The organism is Deinococcus radiodurans R1 = ATCC 13939 = DSM 20539 (assembly GCF_000008565.1).
Taxonomy (GTDB): domain Bacteria; phylum Deinococcota; class Deinococci; order Deinococcales; family Deinococcaceae; genus Deinococcus; species Deinococcus radiodurans.
The window spans coordinates 285,714-300,923 of record NC_001263.1 but is presented as its reverse complement, the minus strand read 5'-3'; the positions used below and the strand labels follow the sequence as shown (position 1 = coordinate 300,923).

Here is a 15,210-nt window from a genome sequence, read left to right as displayed (position 1 = left end):
TTTTCCCGCTACGCTCTACACTTCCTCCTGATGTATGTCGTGGTGGAAGGGCCGATCGGAGTGGGCAAAACGAGCCTCGCGCAGCGGCTGGCGCAGCGCAGCGGGGCAGAGCTGAATCTGGAAGTGGTGGAGGAAAACCCTTTCCTGGCGAAGTTCTACGAGCAGCCGCAGGCCTACGCCTTTCAGGTGCAGGCGTTTTTTCTGCTCTCGCGCTTCAAGCAGCTCTCGCAACTGTGGCAGCCGGGGCTTTACCGCCCGGAGGTGGTCAGCGACTACCTGTTCGACAAGGACTTCATCTTCGCGGCGATGAACCTGCGCGACGCCGAGTTCGACCTGTATCAGGACCTCTACGGCCACCTCTCGCCCCGGCTGCCCACGCCCGACCTGGTGGTGTACCTGCGGGCCGACCCGCCGGAATTGCTGCGCCGCATCGCCCGGCGGGGCCGACCCTTCGAGCACGACATGAAGGCCGCCTACCTCGCCGACCTGACGGGGCGCTACGACGACTATTTCCGCACCTACGCCCACCCGCACCTGATTCTGGAGGCGGGGAACTACGACTTCGTGGCGAACGAAGCCGACCAGCAGGCGATTTTCGACCAGATCGACGCGGCACTCGCGCAGGCCCCCGCCGGGGAGGACCGCTGATGTACGTGGCGGTGTCGGGCAACATCGGCAGCGGCAAAAGCACGCTGACGCGGATGCTCGCCGAGCGCTACGGCCTGCGCCCGGTGTACGAGCCGTATGCCGAAAACCCCTACCTGGAAGACTTTTACCACGATATGCGACAGTACTCCTTTCACTCGCAGGTGTATTTCCTGTCGCGGCGGCTCGAGCAGCACCTCGGTATGGTGACGGGCGCGCGCTACGTGATTCAGGACCGCACCGTGTTCGAGGACGCCAACATCTTCGCCCGCAACCTCTACGAGTCAGGCCAGATGGGGGAGCGCGACTGGCAGACCTACCGGGGCCTGTACGAAGGCGTGCTGCCCGCGCTGCGGGTGCCGGACCTGCTGATTCACATCGACGCGGGGCTGCCTACGCTGCGGCGGCGCATCGCTCTGCGCGGACGCGACTACGAGCAGGCCATCCCCGACGAGTACCTCGCGGGCCTGAACCGGCTCTACGCCGGGTGGATTGCCGCCTTCGACCTGTGCCCGGTGGTGCGGGTGGACGGCGACGCCCTCGACTTCGTGCACGACCCGCAGGCCTTCGAGTGGGTGTGCGGGCGGGTGCAGGCACACGGCTACGGGCTGCCGCTGCTGCGCTGAGAGACCCCTCACCCCTTGCTTTGCAAGGCCCTCTCCCCTTGGTAGAGGGTCAAAAGAAGCTCTACCCTCTCCCCTATGCGCCTTTCCGACCTCGCCGCCGCACTTCAGTTGCCTGCTCCTGAGACCGACCCCCAGACCGACACCGAGGTGACGGGCGTGACCCACAACGCGGCGTGGGTGCAGCCGGGCTCCGCATTCGTGGCGATTCGGGGCGCCAAGTTCGACGGGCACAGCTTTATGGAACAGGCGCAGGCGGCGGGCGCGGTGGCGGTGCTGGGAGAAGGACTGGCAGACGGGCAAACTTCGCCGCTGCCCTACCTGACGGTGCCGAACGCCCGCGCTGCACTGGCCGACGCGGCGGCGGCCCTGGCGGGGCACCCCAGCCGCGAGTTGAAGGTGGTCGGCGTGACCGGCACCGACGGCAAGACGACGACGAGCTGGCTGACCCGGCACCTGCTGCGCTCGGCGGGGCTCGCCACCGGGCTGCTGTCCACCGTCGGCTATGAGCTGCCCGACGGCGAATTGCGGCATTTTCCCGCGCACTTCACCACGCCCGAGGCGCCGCAGGTGCAGGACACGCTGCGCGAGATGGTGGCGGCGGGCGCGCAGGCGACGGTCCTCGAAGCGAGCAGCCACGCGCTGTCGCTCGACCGGGTGCGCGGCGTGGACTGGGACGTGGCGGTGTGGACGCACCTGAGCAGCGAACACCTCGACTTTCACGGCACGCTGGACAACTACTTCGCCGACAAACGCAAACTGGTCGAGCGCGCCCGCTTCGCCGTGCTGAACGTGGACGACCCCTGGACCGCGCAACTGCGGGGCATCGCGCCGGGGGAAACGACCTACTCCGCCGAGAACCAGCACGCCGACTGGCGGGCACAGGACATCGAGGAGCGCCACAGCGGGCTGCATTTCCGGGTGGTGTCTCCGGCGGGCGACTTTCAGGCCGAGCTGCCGATGATTGGCCGCTTCAACGTCGCCAACGCGCTGGCGGGCATGGCGGCGGCCCATCACCTCGGCGCCACCGCCTTGCAACTTCAGGCGGGCCTGGCGTCCTTCCGGGGCGTGCCGGGGCGCATGGAACTCGTGCCGGGCGGTGCAACCTCTCCCCGCGTCATCGTGGATTTCGCGCACACGCCGCCGAGTCTGGAAAAGGCGCTCGGCACGCTGCGGGCGACCACCGCCGGGCACCTGTGGGTGGTCATCGGCTCAGCGGGCGGCCCGCGCGACCCGTACAAGCGCGCACCGCTCGGCGAGGTGGCGACGCGGCTGGCCGACCACGCGATTTTGACGGAGGAGGACTGCCGCGATACGCCACTTCAGGACATCCTGAATGAGATGGAGCGCGGCGCCCGCGAGGAAGGCCGCAGCAACTTCGTCAGTATCGGCGACCGGCGCGAGGCCATCCGGTATGCCGTCACGCACGCGCAGCCGGGCGACACCGTGCTACTGGCGGGCAAGGGCCCCGAGGACACCCTTGAACGCGCGACGGAGACGCTCCCCTGGAACGAGGTCGCGGAGGCGCGGGCGGTGCTTGCCGAGCGGTAATCGTTTCCTTACCCCCTCTGCTTATTCCCTCTAGACTCGCGGCATGACGCAAGACTCCGCCGACACCTTGCTGGTGATTGACGTGCTCGACGAGGACGCCGGGCTCGCCGACGTGGAAGACGAGCAGGGCCGCACCTTTCAACTTCCCGCCGAGTGGCTGCCCGGCGCCGCCGACGGCCAGGGCTACCGCGTGCGGGCGGCGCAGGGCCACCTGACCTTCACTCCCGACACCGACGCGCCTCGGCTCCTGCGCGAGCGCAGCAAGCAGACTTTGCTCGACTTCTCTGATGAACCTGGGGCCGATGAGCCAGAGGACAGCCAGCTCGGGGAAAAGGCGTGAGACAGGTCATCGTCATTCCCGACCTGCACGGGCGGGTGGACCTGCTGCGCGCCGCCGTGGACCGCTTTCCCTCGGCGCATTTCCTGAGCCTGGGCGACGCGATTGACCGTGGCCCCAACAGTCTCGCCACCATCGAACTGCTGCTCGAACTCCACGCGGCGGGCCGCGCCACCCTACTGATGGGCAACCACGAGCGCATGGCGCAGGAAGGGCCGCGCTGGTACAAGGACTACCTCGGCACCCACGATATGGGCGACTACCGCCGGGCGATGGAGGGCTACCACTGGTGGATGCGCGCCGGGGGCGAAACGGTGCGCCGCGAACTCGGCAGCCTGACGCTGGAACAGTTTCCCGCGCTGCTGGAGCGGTACTTGAACCTGCCCGACCTCAGGCGCGTGGTGTACGTGACCGCCGACGGCGAGATTCACGCCGAGGCCCCCGGCGCCGACCGGCCAAGTGTGCTGGTGTCGCACGCCGCGCCCCCGGTCGCACACCAGACCCACCCCAACCCGCTGTCGGCGGCGCTGTGGCTGCGGCCTTTCGAGGGGCCGTTTCCCCTACCGGACGGCGTGGTCTACAGCCTGCACGGGCACACCCCGGTGCGCCAGCCAACCCGACTGGGACGGCATGTGTACGTGGACCTCGGCGCCTACGAAACGGGCCGCCTGGCGCTGGTCGAACTCGGCAACCCGCAGGAACGCCCGGTCATCCGGGTGCTGCAAGGGCGCGGCACGCCCGAGACCGCGCGCAAATACATGCAGTTCGGTGAGCCGATGCCCTCCGAGGAACTGCGCCTGAGCGAGCCGCGTCCTGCGCCGCCTCAGTCCAATTCCTCGCCCTGGTAAGCCTCTCCCGCTCTGCCCCTGCCTCATTGCTCGCCGTACTGGAGGACCCCCCATGACCACCCCGCTTTCGGACCTCAACCTGATTCTGGACACCGACTCGTACAAGTCGAGCCACTTTTTGCAGTACCCGCCCGGCACCACCCGGCTGTTTTCATATCTGGAATCGCGCGGCGGGCGCTACCCGGTCACGCGCTTTTTCGGCTTGCAGTACATCCTGAGCCGCTACCTGACCCGCCGGGTGACGATGGAGATGGTCGAAGAAGCCCGCGCCGTCATCGAGGCGCACGGCGAGCCGTTTCCCTATGAGGGCTGGCGGCGAGTAGTGGAGGTGCACGGCGGCAAGCTGCCGCTGGAAATCCGCGCGGTGCCCGAAGGGACGCTGGTGCCCATCCACAACGTGCTGATGAGCTGCACCAACACCGACCCCGAGCTGCCCTGGCTGCCCGGCTGGTTCGAGACGATGCTGATGCGGGTGTGGTATCCCACCACCGTCTGCACCCAGAGCTGGCATATCCGCGAAATCATTCGGCAGGCGCTGGAAGACACCTCCGACCGCGCCGCCGAGGAGCTGCCCTTCAAGCTGCACGATTTCGGCTCGCGCGGCGTGAGCAGCCGCGAAAGCGCGGGCATCGGCGGGCTGGCGCATCTCGTCAACTTTCAGGGCAGCGACACCCTGGAGGCCCTGCGGGTGGGCCGCAACTACTACGGCGCCGAGCTGGCGGGCTTTTCTATTCCCGCCGCCGAGCACTCCACCATCACCAGCTGGGGCAAGGAGCACGAGGTGGACGCCTACCGCAACATGGTCCGGCAGTTCGGCAAGCCCGGTAAGGTGTACGCCGTCGTCTCGGACAGCTACGACCTGAAACACGCCATCAACGTGCACTGGGGCGAAACCTTGCGGAAAGAAGTCGAGGAGAGCGGCGGCACCCTGGTCGTCCGTCCCGACTCCGGCGACCCCCCGGCGATGGTGCGCCTCGCGGTGAACGCGCTGGCCGCCAAGTACGGCACCACCACCAACTCCAAGGGCTTCAAGGTGCTGCAACACGTCCGGGTGATTCAGGGCGACGGCATAGACGAGAGCACCATTCGCCAGATTCTGCAAAACCTGTACGTGGACGGCTTTTCCGCCGAAAACGTCACCTTCGGCATGGGCGGGGCGCTGCTGCAAAAGGTGGACCGCGACACCCAGCGCTTCGCCTACAAGGCCAGCGCGGGCCTGATCGACGGCGAATACCGGGGCATCTACAAAGACCCGGTGACCGACCCCGGCAAGCGCAGCAAGGACGGCGTGCTGGATTTGGTGGAGGAAAACGGACGCATGGTGACCCGGCAGTACCGCACCTTCGACACCGATTTCCCCGGCTCGCTGATGCGCACCGTCTACCGCGACGGCGAACTGCTGGTGCAGGACACGCTGGAGGAGATTCGGGGACGAGGATGAAGGCCAGAAGGCCTGACGGGCTGGGTGGGAGGACACTATGCCCAGACTGAACCTCCGCTCCCTGCAAGAGCGCTTGCGGCCACACCCTCGACTGCCCGCGCTGGACCCGGCCTCTCAGGTGCTGCTCCTCGACGTGGACGGTGTCCTGATCGAGCTGCCTGATTTCTTCTGCTCGCGCTTTCCCGCTGCGCCCGTCCGGGCTTTTTTCGCCGACGGCTTTCAGTCCGCTTCCACCGGAAAAAGCAGCGTGCTGGAGCATCTGCCCACGCTGATGCAAGCGGTTGGCCGCGAGGGGTCGCCGGAGGAGTTTTACCGGGAGTGGCTGGAGTACGAAAACAGACCGAACCGCGACATGCTGGCCGCCACCGCTGACTTACGGAGTGCCGGCTGGGGGGTCTACCTGGCGACCAATCAGGAGCAACTGCGCGTGCAGCACCTGATGACCGAGAGCGGCCTGGACGCCGTAACCGACGGGCATTTTGCCAGTTACGCCGTCGGCCACCGCAAGCCGAGCGGCGATTACTACGCGGCAGTGACCGCTACCCTCGGCGTTGCCCCCGAACAGATCGTTTTCTGGGACGACAGCATAGAAAACGTGGAAGCAGCGCGGGCCGCCGGCTGGTCGGCGCACCTGTTCACGTCCGCGGCAGATTTTCGCCGCAGAATGGGCATGTAGGCCAAAGGTCACTCTTACCGGAACTTGTGCCGCTCGCCCCCGTTGACAGATTCGGCAACCCTCTGTACACTAGCTGAGCTGTTCGGGGCTGTGGCGCAGTTGGGAGCGCGTCTGAATGGCATTCAGAAGGTCAGGGGTTCGAATCCCCTCAGCTCCACCAGAGAGGACGTTGCTTACGGGCAGCGTCCTTTTTCTTGGTCTGGCTTGCTTTGAACCAGTCTCCGCTCAATTCCCGTTTAACCTGGCTTTGATCTGACGGGACTACACTGAACGCTGTCGAGCCGCCCCCGGCGCGGTTCCCCAAGGAGACCCCCATGCCCAACCTCGGCGCACCTGAAATCCTGATCATCCTGCTCGTGGCCCTGCTGGTGTTTGGTCCGCGCAAACTGCCCGAACTCGGCAAGAGCCTCGGCGCGGGCCTGCGCGAATTCCGGCGCAGCACCCAGGGTCTGAAAGAAGAGTTCGACGGCGCCATGCGCGACGCTGGCCCCGCCGCGCCCGCACCGGCCCAGGTGCAGGTCATTGCCGCCCAGCCCCAGGTGGAGGCCGGCCAGGGCACCCCGGTGGCCGCAGCGGCGGTGACTCCGCAGCAGGTCACGCCCCAGGCGGTGGCGGCTGCTGTGGCCCCGGTGCAGGCCGTGCCGGAGCCCGTCAAACAAGAAGGCTGAGAGCAGCCACTCCTACCAAGAAAAGCCCCACCCGAGCCGAAGCTGGCGGGTGGGGCTTTTGCTAGCTGGGCTCAGGCGTCGAGGCGAATCAGGAAGCGGCCACACGAGGGGCACTTGACCGGGGGCAGCTTGGCCTGGGCGACCTTTTGCTGCACGTTGACCGGCAGCATCACGTTGCACGCCGAGCAGCGTCCGCCCCTGACCTCGGCGAGGCCGACACCCTTTTTCGCCTTGCGGATCATGTCGTATTCCTTGACGGTGCGGGCGTCGAGGTGCTCGACCAGACTGGCGCGTTCCTGGCGTTCGCCTTCGCCCTGGTCGCGCAGGCCCTGGATGCGGCCCTCGTCACGGTCCTCGAGTTCGCCGAGCTGCGGGCGCAGGGCGCGGTGCTGGTCACGCAGACCGCTCGCCTTGCCGCTCAGCTCCTGCACCCGCTCGCGCAGGGGGGCGAGGTCTTCTTCGAGTTCCTCGGCCCGCTCCTCGAGCTGCTGGATGCGGCTGCCGTACTGGCTCTGGGCACGCGAGTCGAAGGCATTTTTTTCCTGGTCTTCGCGGGCGCGGGCCAGCTGTTCGCGCAGGCTGGCGAGGTCGAGTTCGTGCTGGCGGACCTTTTTCTCGAAGCCTTCCAGGGTGATCTCGGTGTCTTCGAGGTCGTTGTTCAGTCGGTCCTGCTCGGCGCGGGCCGCCCGCAGGTCGTCGGGGAAGTTGCCCTCCTCGGCTCGCAGGCGGTCGAGATTCAGGTCAATGGCCTGAATGCGGTGCAGGCGCTGCAAAGGAGTCAGCTCACTCATCAAGTCTCAGTGTACTCCCCCGGCCCGCACGCCGGCCCCCGCGCGGCGATAGAGCCCCAGATAGATGGCGAGCACGCTGGCGGCGTACATCAGCAGCGTCCAGCCGAACAGCACGTTGAAAGCGAGACTGAAGTCCAGCGCCCCGCGCACCACGCCTGAGAGCATGGAACTGAGCGCCCAGCCCAGGTCCCAGGCCATGGTGTTGACCGCCGAGTACATGGGCCGGTCTTCCTCGGGCAGCACGGTCATGGCGTAGGCGCTGTAGACCGGGCCCGCCGCGTTCATCAGGGCGCCGCGCGTAAACATCGCCACCGTGACCATCCAGAGCTGCGGCGCGAAGCCCAACAGCGCCAGAAACGGCAAGCTGCTCACCTGCACCGCCAGCACTGTCGGCAACTGCCCGAGCCGCCGCACCAGCAGGGGCTGCACCAATGAGGTGAGCGCCGTCGCCAGGCTGGTCCAGGCGAACAGGCTGCCCAGGCTGGCGTAATCCACGTGAAAGCGGCCCTCGATATACACGTTCAGAAAGGGAATGGTCGCCCCCGCCCCCAGGCCCACCAGCACGTTGGGAAAGACCAGCCGGGCCATGGTGGCCTTGTCGCGCACGGCGAGGCTGCGGCCCGCGGGCCGGGTCTTGCCGCTCGGACGCAGGAACAGCACCGGCAAGAGCCCCAGCAGTTGCAGTCCCGCCGCAACGAGCAGGGCCACGCGCAGGGCGCCCAGGCTGCTCGGCAGCGTGTGGGTGGCTGCCGCGTACAGTTCGGGCACCCGGCCCCCCAGCAGGTTGCCCAGAAAGCCGGCGCCGGTCATCAGGGCGCTTTGCACGCTGAACAGCGCCACCCGCGACTTTTCGTCGCTGTTGTTCGCCATGAAGGGCGCCCCGGCAACCACGCTCAGCGCCGAGCCTGCGCCCTGAATCAGCCCGCCCACGATGACCAGCACCGGCCCGTGCGCGAGCGCCATCAGCAGCGTGCCGAGCATACTCAGCGCCGCGCCGACCTTGAGGGTGTGCGCGTTGCTGATGCGCCGGGCGAGCGCCACCGCCGGCAGGCTCAGCGCCGCCAGGGTCAGCGCGGGCAGCGCGTTGAGAAAGCCCTGCCACGCCGGGTCGAGGCCCAGCGCCCGCAGGTAGAAATTGAGAAACAGCATCATGAACGCCTGCGACAGCCCGAAGCTGAAGGCCGAGAGCAGGTACAGCCAGACCTGCCGGGTAAAGCGCCAGCTCATGGGCGGCCCCGGTGCGTTGATGGGAGAGGGTTGATGGTTGATAGGAAAAGCTGCTTCTCCATCAACCGTTCACCATCAACCCTCGACATGCTCCACCCCTACTTTCGGACAGAAGCTCGCCAATTCGCACGACGGGCACTGGGGCTTGCGGGCGTGGCAGACGCGGCGGCCATGCAGGATCAGCGCGTGGTGCAGGAACACCCAGCGGTCACGGGGAAAGAGCTTTTGCAGGTCGGCTTCCACTTTGTCGGGGTTGGTCTGCACGCTCAGCCCCAGCCGGCGGGCGAGGCGGCCCACGTGGGTGTCCACCGCGATGGCGGGGTAGTCGTAGGCATTGGACAGCACCACATTGGCGGTCTTGCGGCCCGCGCCGGGGAGGGCCACCACCGCGTCGAAGTCGTTGGGCACCTCGCCGCCGTGCCGCTCTACAAGGAGCCGGGCGAGCGCGGCCAGATTCTTCGCCTTGCCGCGGTACAGCCCGATAGAGCGGATGTACGGCTCGATGTCGTCCGCCGTCGCCTGACTCAGGGCGTGGGCGTCGGGGTAGGCGGCGAAAAGGGCGGGAGTGGCGGCGTTCACGCTCACGTCGGTGGCCTGCGCCGACAGAACGGTGGCGACGAGCAGCTCAAAGGGCGTATTGAACACGAGTTCGGTGCGGGCGTCGGGGTAAAGCCGGCCCAGGGCGCTGAGCACCTGGGGCGCTCTGGCCCTGGCCCCGGCAGGCAGGCGCGGGGAGGCAGAATTGCGAGTCACGACGGGCAGGGTACACCGCGCCGCCGCGCTTTACGGTGCTAGGCCAGAAGGCTTAGTGACTGGCCTGCGAGGACGGTCCGATTATTTGACCGGCGTCAGCGTCAGCAGCGAGGTCACCGTCACGTTCAAGCTGTAGGTCGCGCTCAGGTCGCCCTGCTTGAGGCGGCCTGACATCTGCACGGCGTAGGCTTCGCCGCGCTCGGCACTGACCGGCAGGCCATCGGGAGTCAGGCGCAGTTCGCCGTCGTAGACGTAGCGCGACAGGGTCATCAGGCCCTCGACCGACCCGCTCAGCAGCTGCCCCGGCTGCACCACCCGCGCCTGACGGAAAAAGACGAGCTGCCCACCCTCCTCGTTCTCGAAGCGCAGTTGCTGCTCGACTTGCAGCGGCGCCCCCACCACCTGTTGCCCCGGCAGCGACATGAGCGGCGAGGGCGGCTGCAAGGTCTTCAGACGCACGAAGCCCTGCCCCGGCTTGGGACTGCCCGCCGCCGGGCCGCCGCGCAGCAGCCCGAAGCTGGCCGGGTCGAGGCCCGCGAGCAGTTCGGCGTGGGTGCGGGCGAGTTCGGCCTGCACGGGCGCGAGCAGCGCAGCCACGCTGGGGTCGGTGCCGGCAGCCACCGCCTCGGGCTGGAAGGTCAGGGTGCCGCCGTCCGCCGTGCCCAGCGTCCGCAGCGAGCGCGACGACACCGCCTTGCCGCCTTCGCTGCTGATGGTGTTCCAGAGGTAACGCCCCGGCGTGCCCTCGGCGGGCAGCACCTTGAGAAACTGCTTGGCGTTCAGGGTCCGCTCGCCCTCGCGGGCCCGCAGCGCGGCGCGAAACTGGTTCTGAAAGGCCGCCGCTGTCTCCGGCGTGCCCCCGCTCACCTCAAGTTGCACGTTGTCGTAGCGCACGCGGGTCGTTTCGCTCAGACGGTACTCGCGTAGGGTATCTGCGGGAGCGGTCAGCGCGAGGCCGGGAGCGACTGCCACAGCCGCAGCCGGCGCGGGCGTGACGGGCGCAGGGAGTCCAGGCGCTGGGGATACAGGTGCCGGGGGTGCGGGTGGGCCATAGACCGCCTGGGCCTGGGCAGCAGCGGACAGCAGGGCCGCAGCGAGCAGCAGCGGGGCGAACATTCGGCGCATGGCTCAGCGTAGCGCCTGCACCGTCCGGGCTTCAAAAGGTCAGCAAGCAGGCAGGCAATAAAAGAAGAGGGGGAAGGCGCCTGCGCGGGCCTCCCCTCCTCTTTGCTGCTTTGTGGTGCGGGCTCAGCCCTGAGCGCTCGCTTCCTCGGTGAGCGGCACCTGGGCGTCCACGTCCTGACGGGTGATCGGCTCACCGAGCGCGTCGGCGATGACCTTGGCCTGTTCGCGGACGTGCACGCTGGTGTAGCCCACGGCGGTGCTCGCCGAGCGCGGGCGGCTGGCGTGGGTCAGCGTCTGACCGGGCTGCAGGCAGTGTTCCAGGTCTTCCCAGATCATCAGCCACGCGCCCTGGTTTTCAGGCTCTTCCTGCGCCCAGACGACCTGCGCGCCGGGATGCTTGGCGAGTTCGGCCTTGACCTGCTCGGCGGGGAAGGGGTAGAGCTGCTCGAGGCGCACGAGCGCGGTGCCGGCGTAGCCTTCCTTGTCCTTCTCGCGGGCTTCGGTGAGTTCCCAGTGGAGCTTGCCGCTGCTCAGCACGACGCGGCGGGCGTTCTGCACTTCGGCGTCGCCGATGACTTCGTGGAACACGCCGTCGTACAGGTCGCTCAGCGGGCTCATGGCGTGCTTGTTGCGCAGCAGGCTCTTGGGTGTCATCACAATCAGGGGCTTGCGGTAGGGACGCAGGACCTGACGGCGCAGCAGGTGGAAAATCTGCGCGGCGCTGCTCGGCACCACGACCTGCATGTTCTTCTGCGCGCACAGCTGCAAGTAGCGTTCCAGGCGGGCGCTGGAGTGCTCGGGGCCGGCGCCTTCGTAGCCGTGCGGCAGCAGCATGGTCAGGCCGCTCAGGCGCTGCCACTTGCTTTCGCCCGCCGACAGGAACTGGTCCACTACGGCCTGCGCGCCGTTGGCGAAGTCGCCGAACTGCGCTTCCCAGGCGACCAGGGCCTTGGGTTCGCTGGTCGAGTAGCCGTACTCGAAGGCGAGCACCGCTTCTTCGGAGAGGGTCGAGTCGATGACTTCCACCCGGCCCTGCTCGGGCGAGAGGTGCGCGAGCGCCATGTACTCCTCGCTCAGGGGGTCTACGGCGTCCTGGTTGTGCAGCACGGCGTGGCGGTGCACAAAGGTGCCGCGCCCCGAGTCCTGCCCGTCGAGGCGCAGGCCAAAGCCCTCGTCGAGCAGCGAGGCGTAGGCCAGCATTTCGCCCATGCCCCAGTCGAGCGGCTGCTCGCCCCTGGCCATCGCTTCACGCGCCTTGATGACGGTGCGCTCGACGGTGCGGTGCACGCGGAAGCCCTCGGGCACCTGCGTCAGCTTCAGGCCGAGCGCCTCGAGCTTCTCGCGCGGCACGGCGGTCGCCACCTCGTCGTCCTTCCAGTGGGTGTTCGTGTAGCCGCTCCAGTCCACCGCGAGCTTGCTCTGCTCGGCGTTTTCCATCTCTTCCACGACGGTCTCACCCCGGTCGAGGCGGTCGCGGAAGTCGTTCACCAGCTTGTCGCCTTCACCGGCAGCGAGCACACCGTCTTTTTCCAGCTGGGCGGCGTAGAGGGCGCGGGTGCCGGGGTGCTGGTCGATTTCGCGGTACATGACCGGCTGGGTCATGCGCGGCTCGTCGCCTTCGTTGTGGCCGTTGCGGCGAAAGCAGATCAGGTCGATGAACACGTCCTTGCCGAATTCCTGCCGGTAGGCGAGCGCGAGGTCCCCGCAGAAGGCCACCGCTTCGGGGTCGTCGCCGTTGACGTGCATGACCGGCGCGTTGGCGATCTTGGCGACATCGGTGCAGTAGCGGCTCGAGCGGCTGTCGCGCGGGTCGGAGATGGTAAAGCCGATCTGGTTGTTGATGACGATACGAATCGCCCCGCCGGTCGTGAAGCCGCGCAGACGCGAGAAGTTCAGCGTCTCCATGACCACGCCCTGCCCCGAGACGGCGGCGTCGCCGTGCACGGTAATCGGCAACACCTGCTTGCGCTCGGTGTCGCCGCGGCGGTCCTGCCGGGCGCGCACCGAGCCGTGCACGACGGGCGACACGATTTCGAGGTGCGAGGGGTTGAAGGCCATAGCGAGGTGCATCGGGCCGCCGGGGGTCCGCACGTCGCTGGAGTAGCCCATGTGGTACTTCACGTCGCCCGCGATATCGGGGTCGTCGCTGAGTTTCTTTTTGCCGTCGAACTCGTCGAACAGCGTGCCCGAGGGCTTGCCGAAGATGTTGACGAGCGTGTTCAGGCGGCCACGGTGCGCCATGCCCACCACGACTTCCTTGACGCCGTAGCGCCCGCCGGCCTGCTGGATGATGCGGTCCATCAGCGGAATAAAGCTCTCGCCGCCTTCCAGACCGAAGCGCTTGACGCCGGGGTAGCGGTTCTTGAGGTACAGCTCCAGGCCTTCGGCGGCGTTGAGCTTTTGCATCAGGCGGCGGCGCTCATCCTGGCTCAGGCCGTAGCGGCCCTGACCGCGCCCCTTCTCGATGCGCTCCTGAAACCAGGCGCGTTCGTTGGCCGGCAGGTAGTTGTACTCGAAACCGATGGCGCCGCAGTAGGTGTCTTGCAGCTGCGCGATGACGTCCCGCAGGGTGCCGCTGAAGGGGCTGTCCTGCACCTGTTCGCTGAGGTCGGCCTCGGAGAGCCCATAGAACTCGGGGGTCAGCTCGGGCACGGTGGGCACGCCGCGCAGCTTGAGCGGGTTGTTGCGGGCGCTGATGTGCCCGTAGACGCGGTAGGCGGTCACGAGGGCGCCCGCCGCCTGCTGGGCACCGCTCGCGCCGCCGGTCACCTGCACGGTGACGGGGCCCCGGTGCTGGCCGAGCTCGTAGAAGCGCTGCTGCACTTCACTGTGAACGCGCTCCTGGGCGCCGCCGCGCAGCCCGTCGAAATAGCTGCGCCACTCGGCGCCCACCGAGGAAGGATCCTGAAGGTAACTCTCGTACAGCCCTTCGATGAAGGCGGCGTTGCCACCCCACATCATCGTCTGCATCGGCTCGTCGTGCGACTGGGTCATAATCCCCAGAATACCCCTCCCGGCGCTGTCAGGCCGAGGGGGGCGTTACCGTTCGGGAGGCAAATACGGCGCGGCGGGGGGAGGGGCCGCCGACGCCGCGCTCTGCTCCCCCGCCCCTCACCGCTTACCTGCTTACATGCTGCTCAGTGGCGTCTCCACATGCAGCGTGAAGTCCCAGAACGTGGTGCTGCGCGAGAAGCGCCGGAAGTCGTCCTTGCCTTCCAGCGGGGCGTAGACGTAGTGCTCGGCGCGGCTCCAGCCGGAGGCGATGTTCCACACCTGATGCATGGCGGCAGGTTCATCGAACTCGGCCTGGAAGGCTTTGTCGGCGTAGGCCACGCGGTCATGGGTCATGCGGTTCAGCCACTCGCCCGCGTCGGGCTTGCCGTTGCTGTTCTTGTCCTGGAACATGCCCCATTTCAGGAACAGCACCGCCGGGGTGGTCTGACCGCCGGGCAGGGTGAGTGCTACGGCGTCTTTGGACAGCGCCTTCCAGTCGTTGAGGTCGGGCTTGAAGTCGCGCGCACCCGTCGGGACGGCCTTCTGATAGACCACCTTGCTCGCGGCGTCCTCATCGGTGCTCAGGGTCAGGTAGGTGTTGTCCGGCGCGGCGTCGAAACGCACGGTGATGCCGGTGTCGAGCGGGGGCAGGCCGCCGAGGTTGGGGGCCGTGTTTTGCTGGCCGCATGAGACTAGCGCCGCGCCGAGGACGGTCAGGGCCAGCAGGGGAGTGAGTTTCGCTGTCTGGCTTTTCACTGTATGGCTGGTCACTGGGCACCTCCGGTGCTCACGCCCATGCTGGTGAAGTAGTCGCTGGGGGCGTGCAGGGTGATGGGCAAGTTGAGCTGGCTGTCTTCCACGCTGTCACGCACGACGCGGTAGGTGTTCGGTGCGTCCGACGGGTGGAGCACGAGGTGGCGCACCAGCGACCAGCCCGCGCGGCGGGTGCCGGTTTCCTGCGAGGTCAGGCCCTTGTCGCTGAACGCCGAGGTGTAGGTGAAGTTCTGGCCCGCGTAGCTGTAGGTGTCGTGGGTCAGGTAGCGCAGGTTGGCGCTGCTGGGCTGCGCCGGGCTGTTCGCCGAGCCGCTGTACACGAAGAAGTTGATGTCGCAGCTGCGGACCGCCGCCGGCTCAGTCACGCGGGTCACCTTGTCGGCGCGGTAGGGCAAGCACTTCCCGTCAGCGAGCACCTTGTCGAGGCTCACCTTGTTCAGCGTGATGCTCCCCTCGCGGCCACCAAAGTAGCCGTAGCCCGAGCCTTCAGGCAGCGGCTTCATGACGACCTGCCCCGCCTCGTCGCGGGTGGTGTACATCGCCTGAATCGCCATCGGCCCACTCTGGCTCTCTCCCTCGGGAAGCGAAAACCTCAGCGTCACGCCCGGGTCATACATGCGCCGGCCTGGGCAAGCGGTGAGCAGGCTGGCAAGCGCCACGCTGCCTGCGAGCAGGCTCAGTCTCCGAAAATTTTGATTCATGCCTCACATTCTAGAGAGGCGTGAGAAGGATTTAAAGACATTAAGTCAGGAAATGG

At 67.4% G+C, this 15,210-nt stretch carries 15 protein-coding genes and 1 tRNA gene; 9 read left to right on the top strand and 7 right to left on the bottom strand.

Annotated features, from left to right (window positions below; genetic code table 11):
• The first annotated feature begins 30 nt into the window (after nucleotides 1–30).
• The 9 genes from DR_RS01555 to tatA all read left to right on the top strand — a co-directional run bounded on the left by DR_RS01555 (nucleotide 31) and on the right by tatA (nucleotide 6,789).
• A complete protein-coding gene (locus DR_RS01555; protein WP_010886944.1) occupies nucleotides 31–648 on the top strand; it encodes a deoxynucleoside kinase in 618 nt (205 codons plus the stop codon).
• Nucleotides 648–1,271 carry a deoxynucleoside kinase gene (locus DR_RS01550; protein ID WP_010886943.1) on the top strand — a complete coding sequence of 208 codons (624 nt, stop codon included), beginning with the start codon at nucleotides 648–650 and terminating at the stop codon, nucleotides 1,269–1,271. The genes DR_RS01555 and DR_RS01550 overlap by 1 nt, the downstream gene beginning before the upstream one ends.
• A gap of 75 nt (nucleotides 1,272–1,346) precedes the next feature.
• Nucleotides 1,347–2,819 carry a UDP-N-acetylmuramoyl-L-alanyl-D-glutamate--2,6-diaminopimelate ligase gene (locus DR_RS01545; protein WP_010886942.1) on the top strand — a complete coding sequence of 491 codons (1,473 nt, stop codon included), beginning with the start codon at nucleotides 1,347–1,349 and terminating at the stop codon, nucleotides 2,817–2,819.
• 43 nt (nucleotides 2,820–2,862) lie between these two features.
• Nucleotides 2,863–3,159, top strand: a complete 297-nt coding sequence (locus tag DR_RS01540) for a hypothetical protein (RefSeq protein WP_010886941.1) — start codon at nucleotides 2,863–2,865, stop codon at nucleotides 3,157–3,159.
• On the top strand, nucleotides 3,156–4,004 hold the full coding sequence (locus DR_RS01535; RefSeq protein WP_010886940.1) for a metallophosphoesterase: 849 nt from the start codon (nucleotides 3,156–3,158) through the stop codon (nucleotides 4,002–4,004). The genes DR_RS01540 and DR_RS01535 overlap by 4 nt, the downstream gene beginning before the upstream one ends.
• A 52-nt stretch (nucleotides 4,005–4,056) precedes the next feature.
• A complete protein-coding gene (locus tag DR_RS01530) occupies nucleotides 4,057–5,445 on the top strand; it encodes a nicotinate phosphoribosyltransferase (RefSeq protein ID WP_010886939.1) in 1,389 nt (462 codons plus the stop codon).
• A 37-nt stretch (nucleotides 5,446–5,482) separates the two neighbouring features.
• The gene (locus DR_RS01525; protein ID WP_010886938.1) at nucleotides 5,483–6,121 is read left to right on the top strand and encodes an HAD family hydrolase; all 639 of its coding nucleotides are present in this window, start codon (nucleotides 5,483–5,485) and stop codon (nucleotides 6,119–6,121) included.
• A gap of 84 nt (nucleotides 6,122–6,205) precedes the next feature.
• Nucleotides 6,206–6,281, top strand: a tRNA-Ala gene (locus tag DR_RS01520).
• 154 nt (nucleotides 6,282–6,435) lie between these two features.
• Nucleotides 6,436–6,789: a twin-arginine translocase TatA/TatE family subunit gene (tatA, locus tag DR_RS17100; RefSeq protein WP_010886937.1), complete on the top strand. Its 354-nt coding sequence runs from the start codon at nucleotides 6,436–6,438 to the stop codon at nucleotides 6,787–6,789.
• Between the two features lie 71 nt (nucleotides 6,790–6,860).
• On the opposite strand, the gene DR_RS01510 is transcribed toward tatA, so the two are convergent.
• The 7 genes from DR_RS01510 to DR_RS01480 all read right to left on the bottom strand — a co-directional run bounded on the left by DR_RS01510 (nucleotide 6,861) and on the right by DR_RS01480 (nucleotide 15,154).
• Complete coding sequence (locus DR_RS01510; protein ID WP_027480283.1) at nucleotides 6,861–7,580, bottom strand: zinc ribbon domain-containing protein; 720 nt, start codon at nucleotides 7,578–7,580, stop codon at nucleotides 6,861–6,863.
• Between the two features lie 6 nt (nucleotides 7,581–7,586).
• Complete coding sequence (locus DR_RS01505; protein ID WP_010886935.1) at nucleotides 7,587–8,807, bottom strand: MFS transporter; 1,221 nt, start codon at nucleotides 8,805–8,807, stop codon at nucleotides 7,587–7,589.
• A gap of 75 nt (nucleotides 8,808–8,882) precedes the next feature.
• Nucleotides 8,883–9,560 carry an endonuclease III gene (gene nth, locus DR_RS01500; RefSeq protein WP_010886934.1) on the bottom strand — a complete coding sequence of 226 codons (678 nt, stop codon included), beginning with the start codon at nucleotides 9,558–9,560 and terminating at the stop codon, nucleotides 8,883–8,885.
• A gap of 81 nt (nucleotides 9,561–9,641) precedes the next feature.
• A complete protein-coding gene (locus DR_RS01495; RefSeq protein WP_010886933.1) occupies nucleotides 9,642–10,685 on the bottom strand; it encodes a hypothetical protein in 1,044 nt (347 codons plus the stop codon).
• 123 nt (nucleotides 10,686–10,808) lie between these two features.
• Nucleotides 10,809–13,679, bottom strand: coding sequence for a 2-oxoglutarate dehydrogenase E1 component (locus DR_RS01490; protein WP_010886932.1), 2,871 nt, complete (start codon nucleotides 13,677–13,679; stop codon nucleotides 10,809–10,811).
• A gap of 132 nt (nucleotides 13,680–13,811) precedes the next feature.
• Complete coding sequence (locus DR_RS01485) at nucleotides 13,812–14,450, bottom strand: hypothetical protein (RefSeq protein ID WP_010886931.1); 639 nt, start codon at nucleotides 14,448–14,450, stop codon at nucleotides 13,812–13,814.
• On the bottom strand, nucleotides 14,447–15,154 hold the full coding sequence (locus DR_RS01480; RefSeq protein WP_010886930.1) for a hypothetical protein: 708 nt from the start codon (nucleotides 15,152–15,154) through the stop codon (nucleotides 14,447–14,449). The genes DR_RS01485 and DR_RS01480 overlap by 4 nt, the downstream gene beginning before the upstream one ends.
• Nucleotides 15,155–15,210 lie beyond the last annotated feature (56 nt).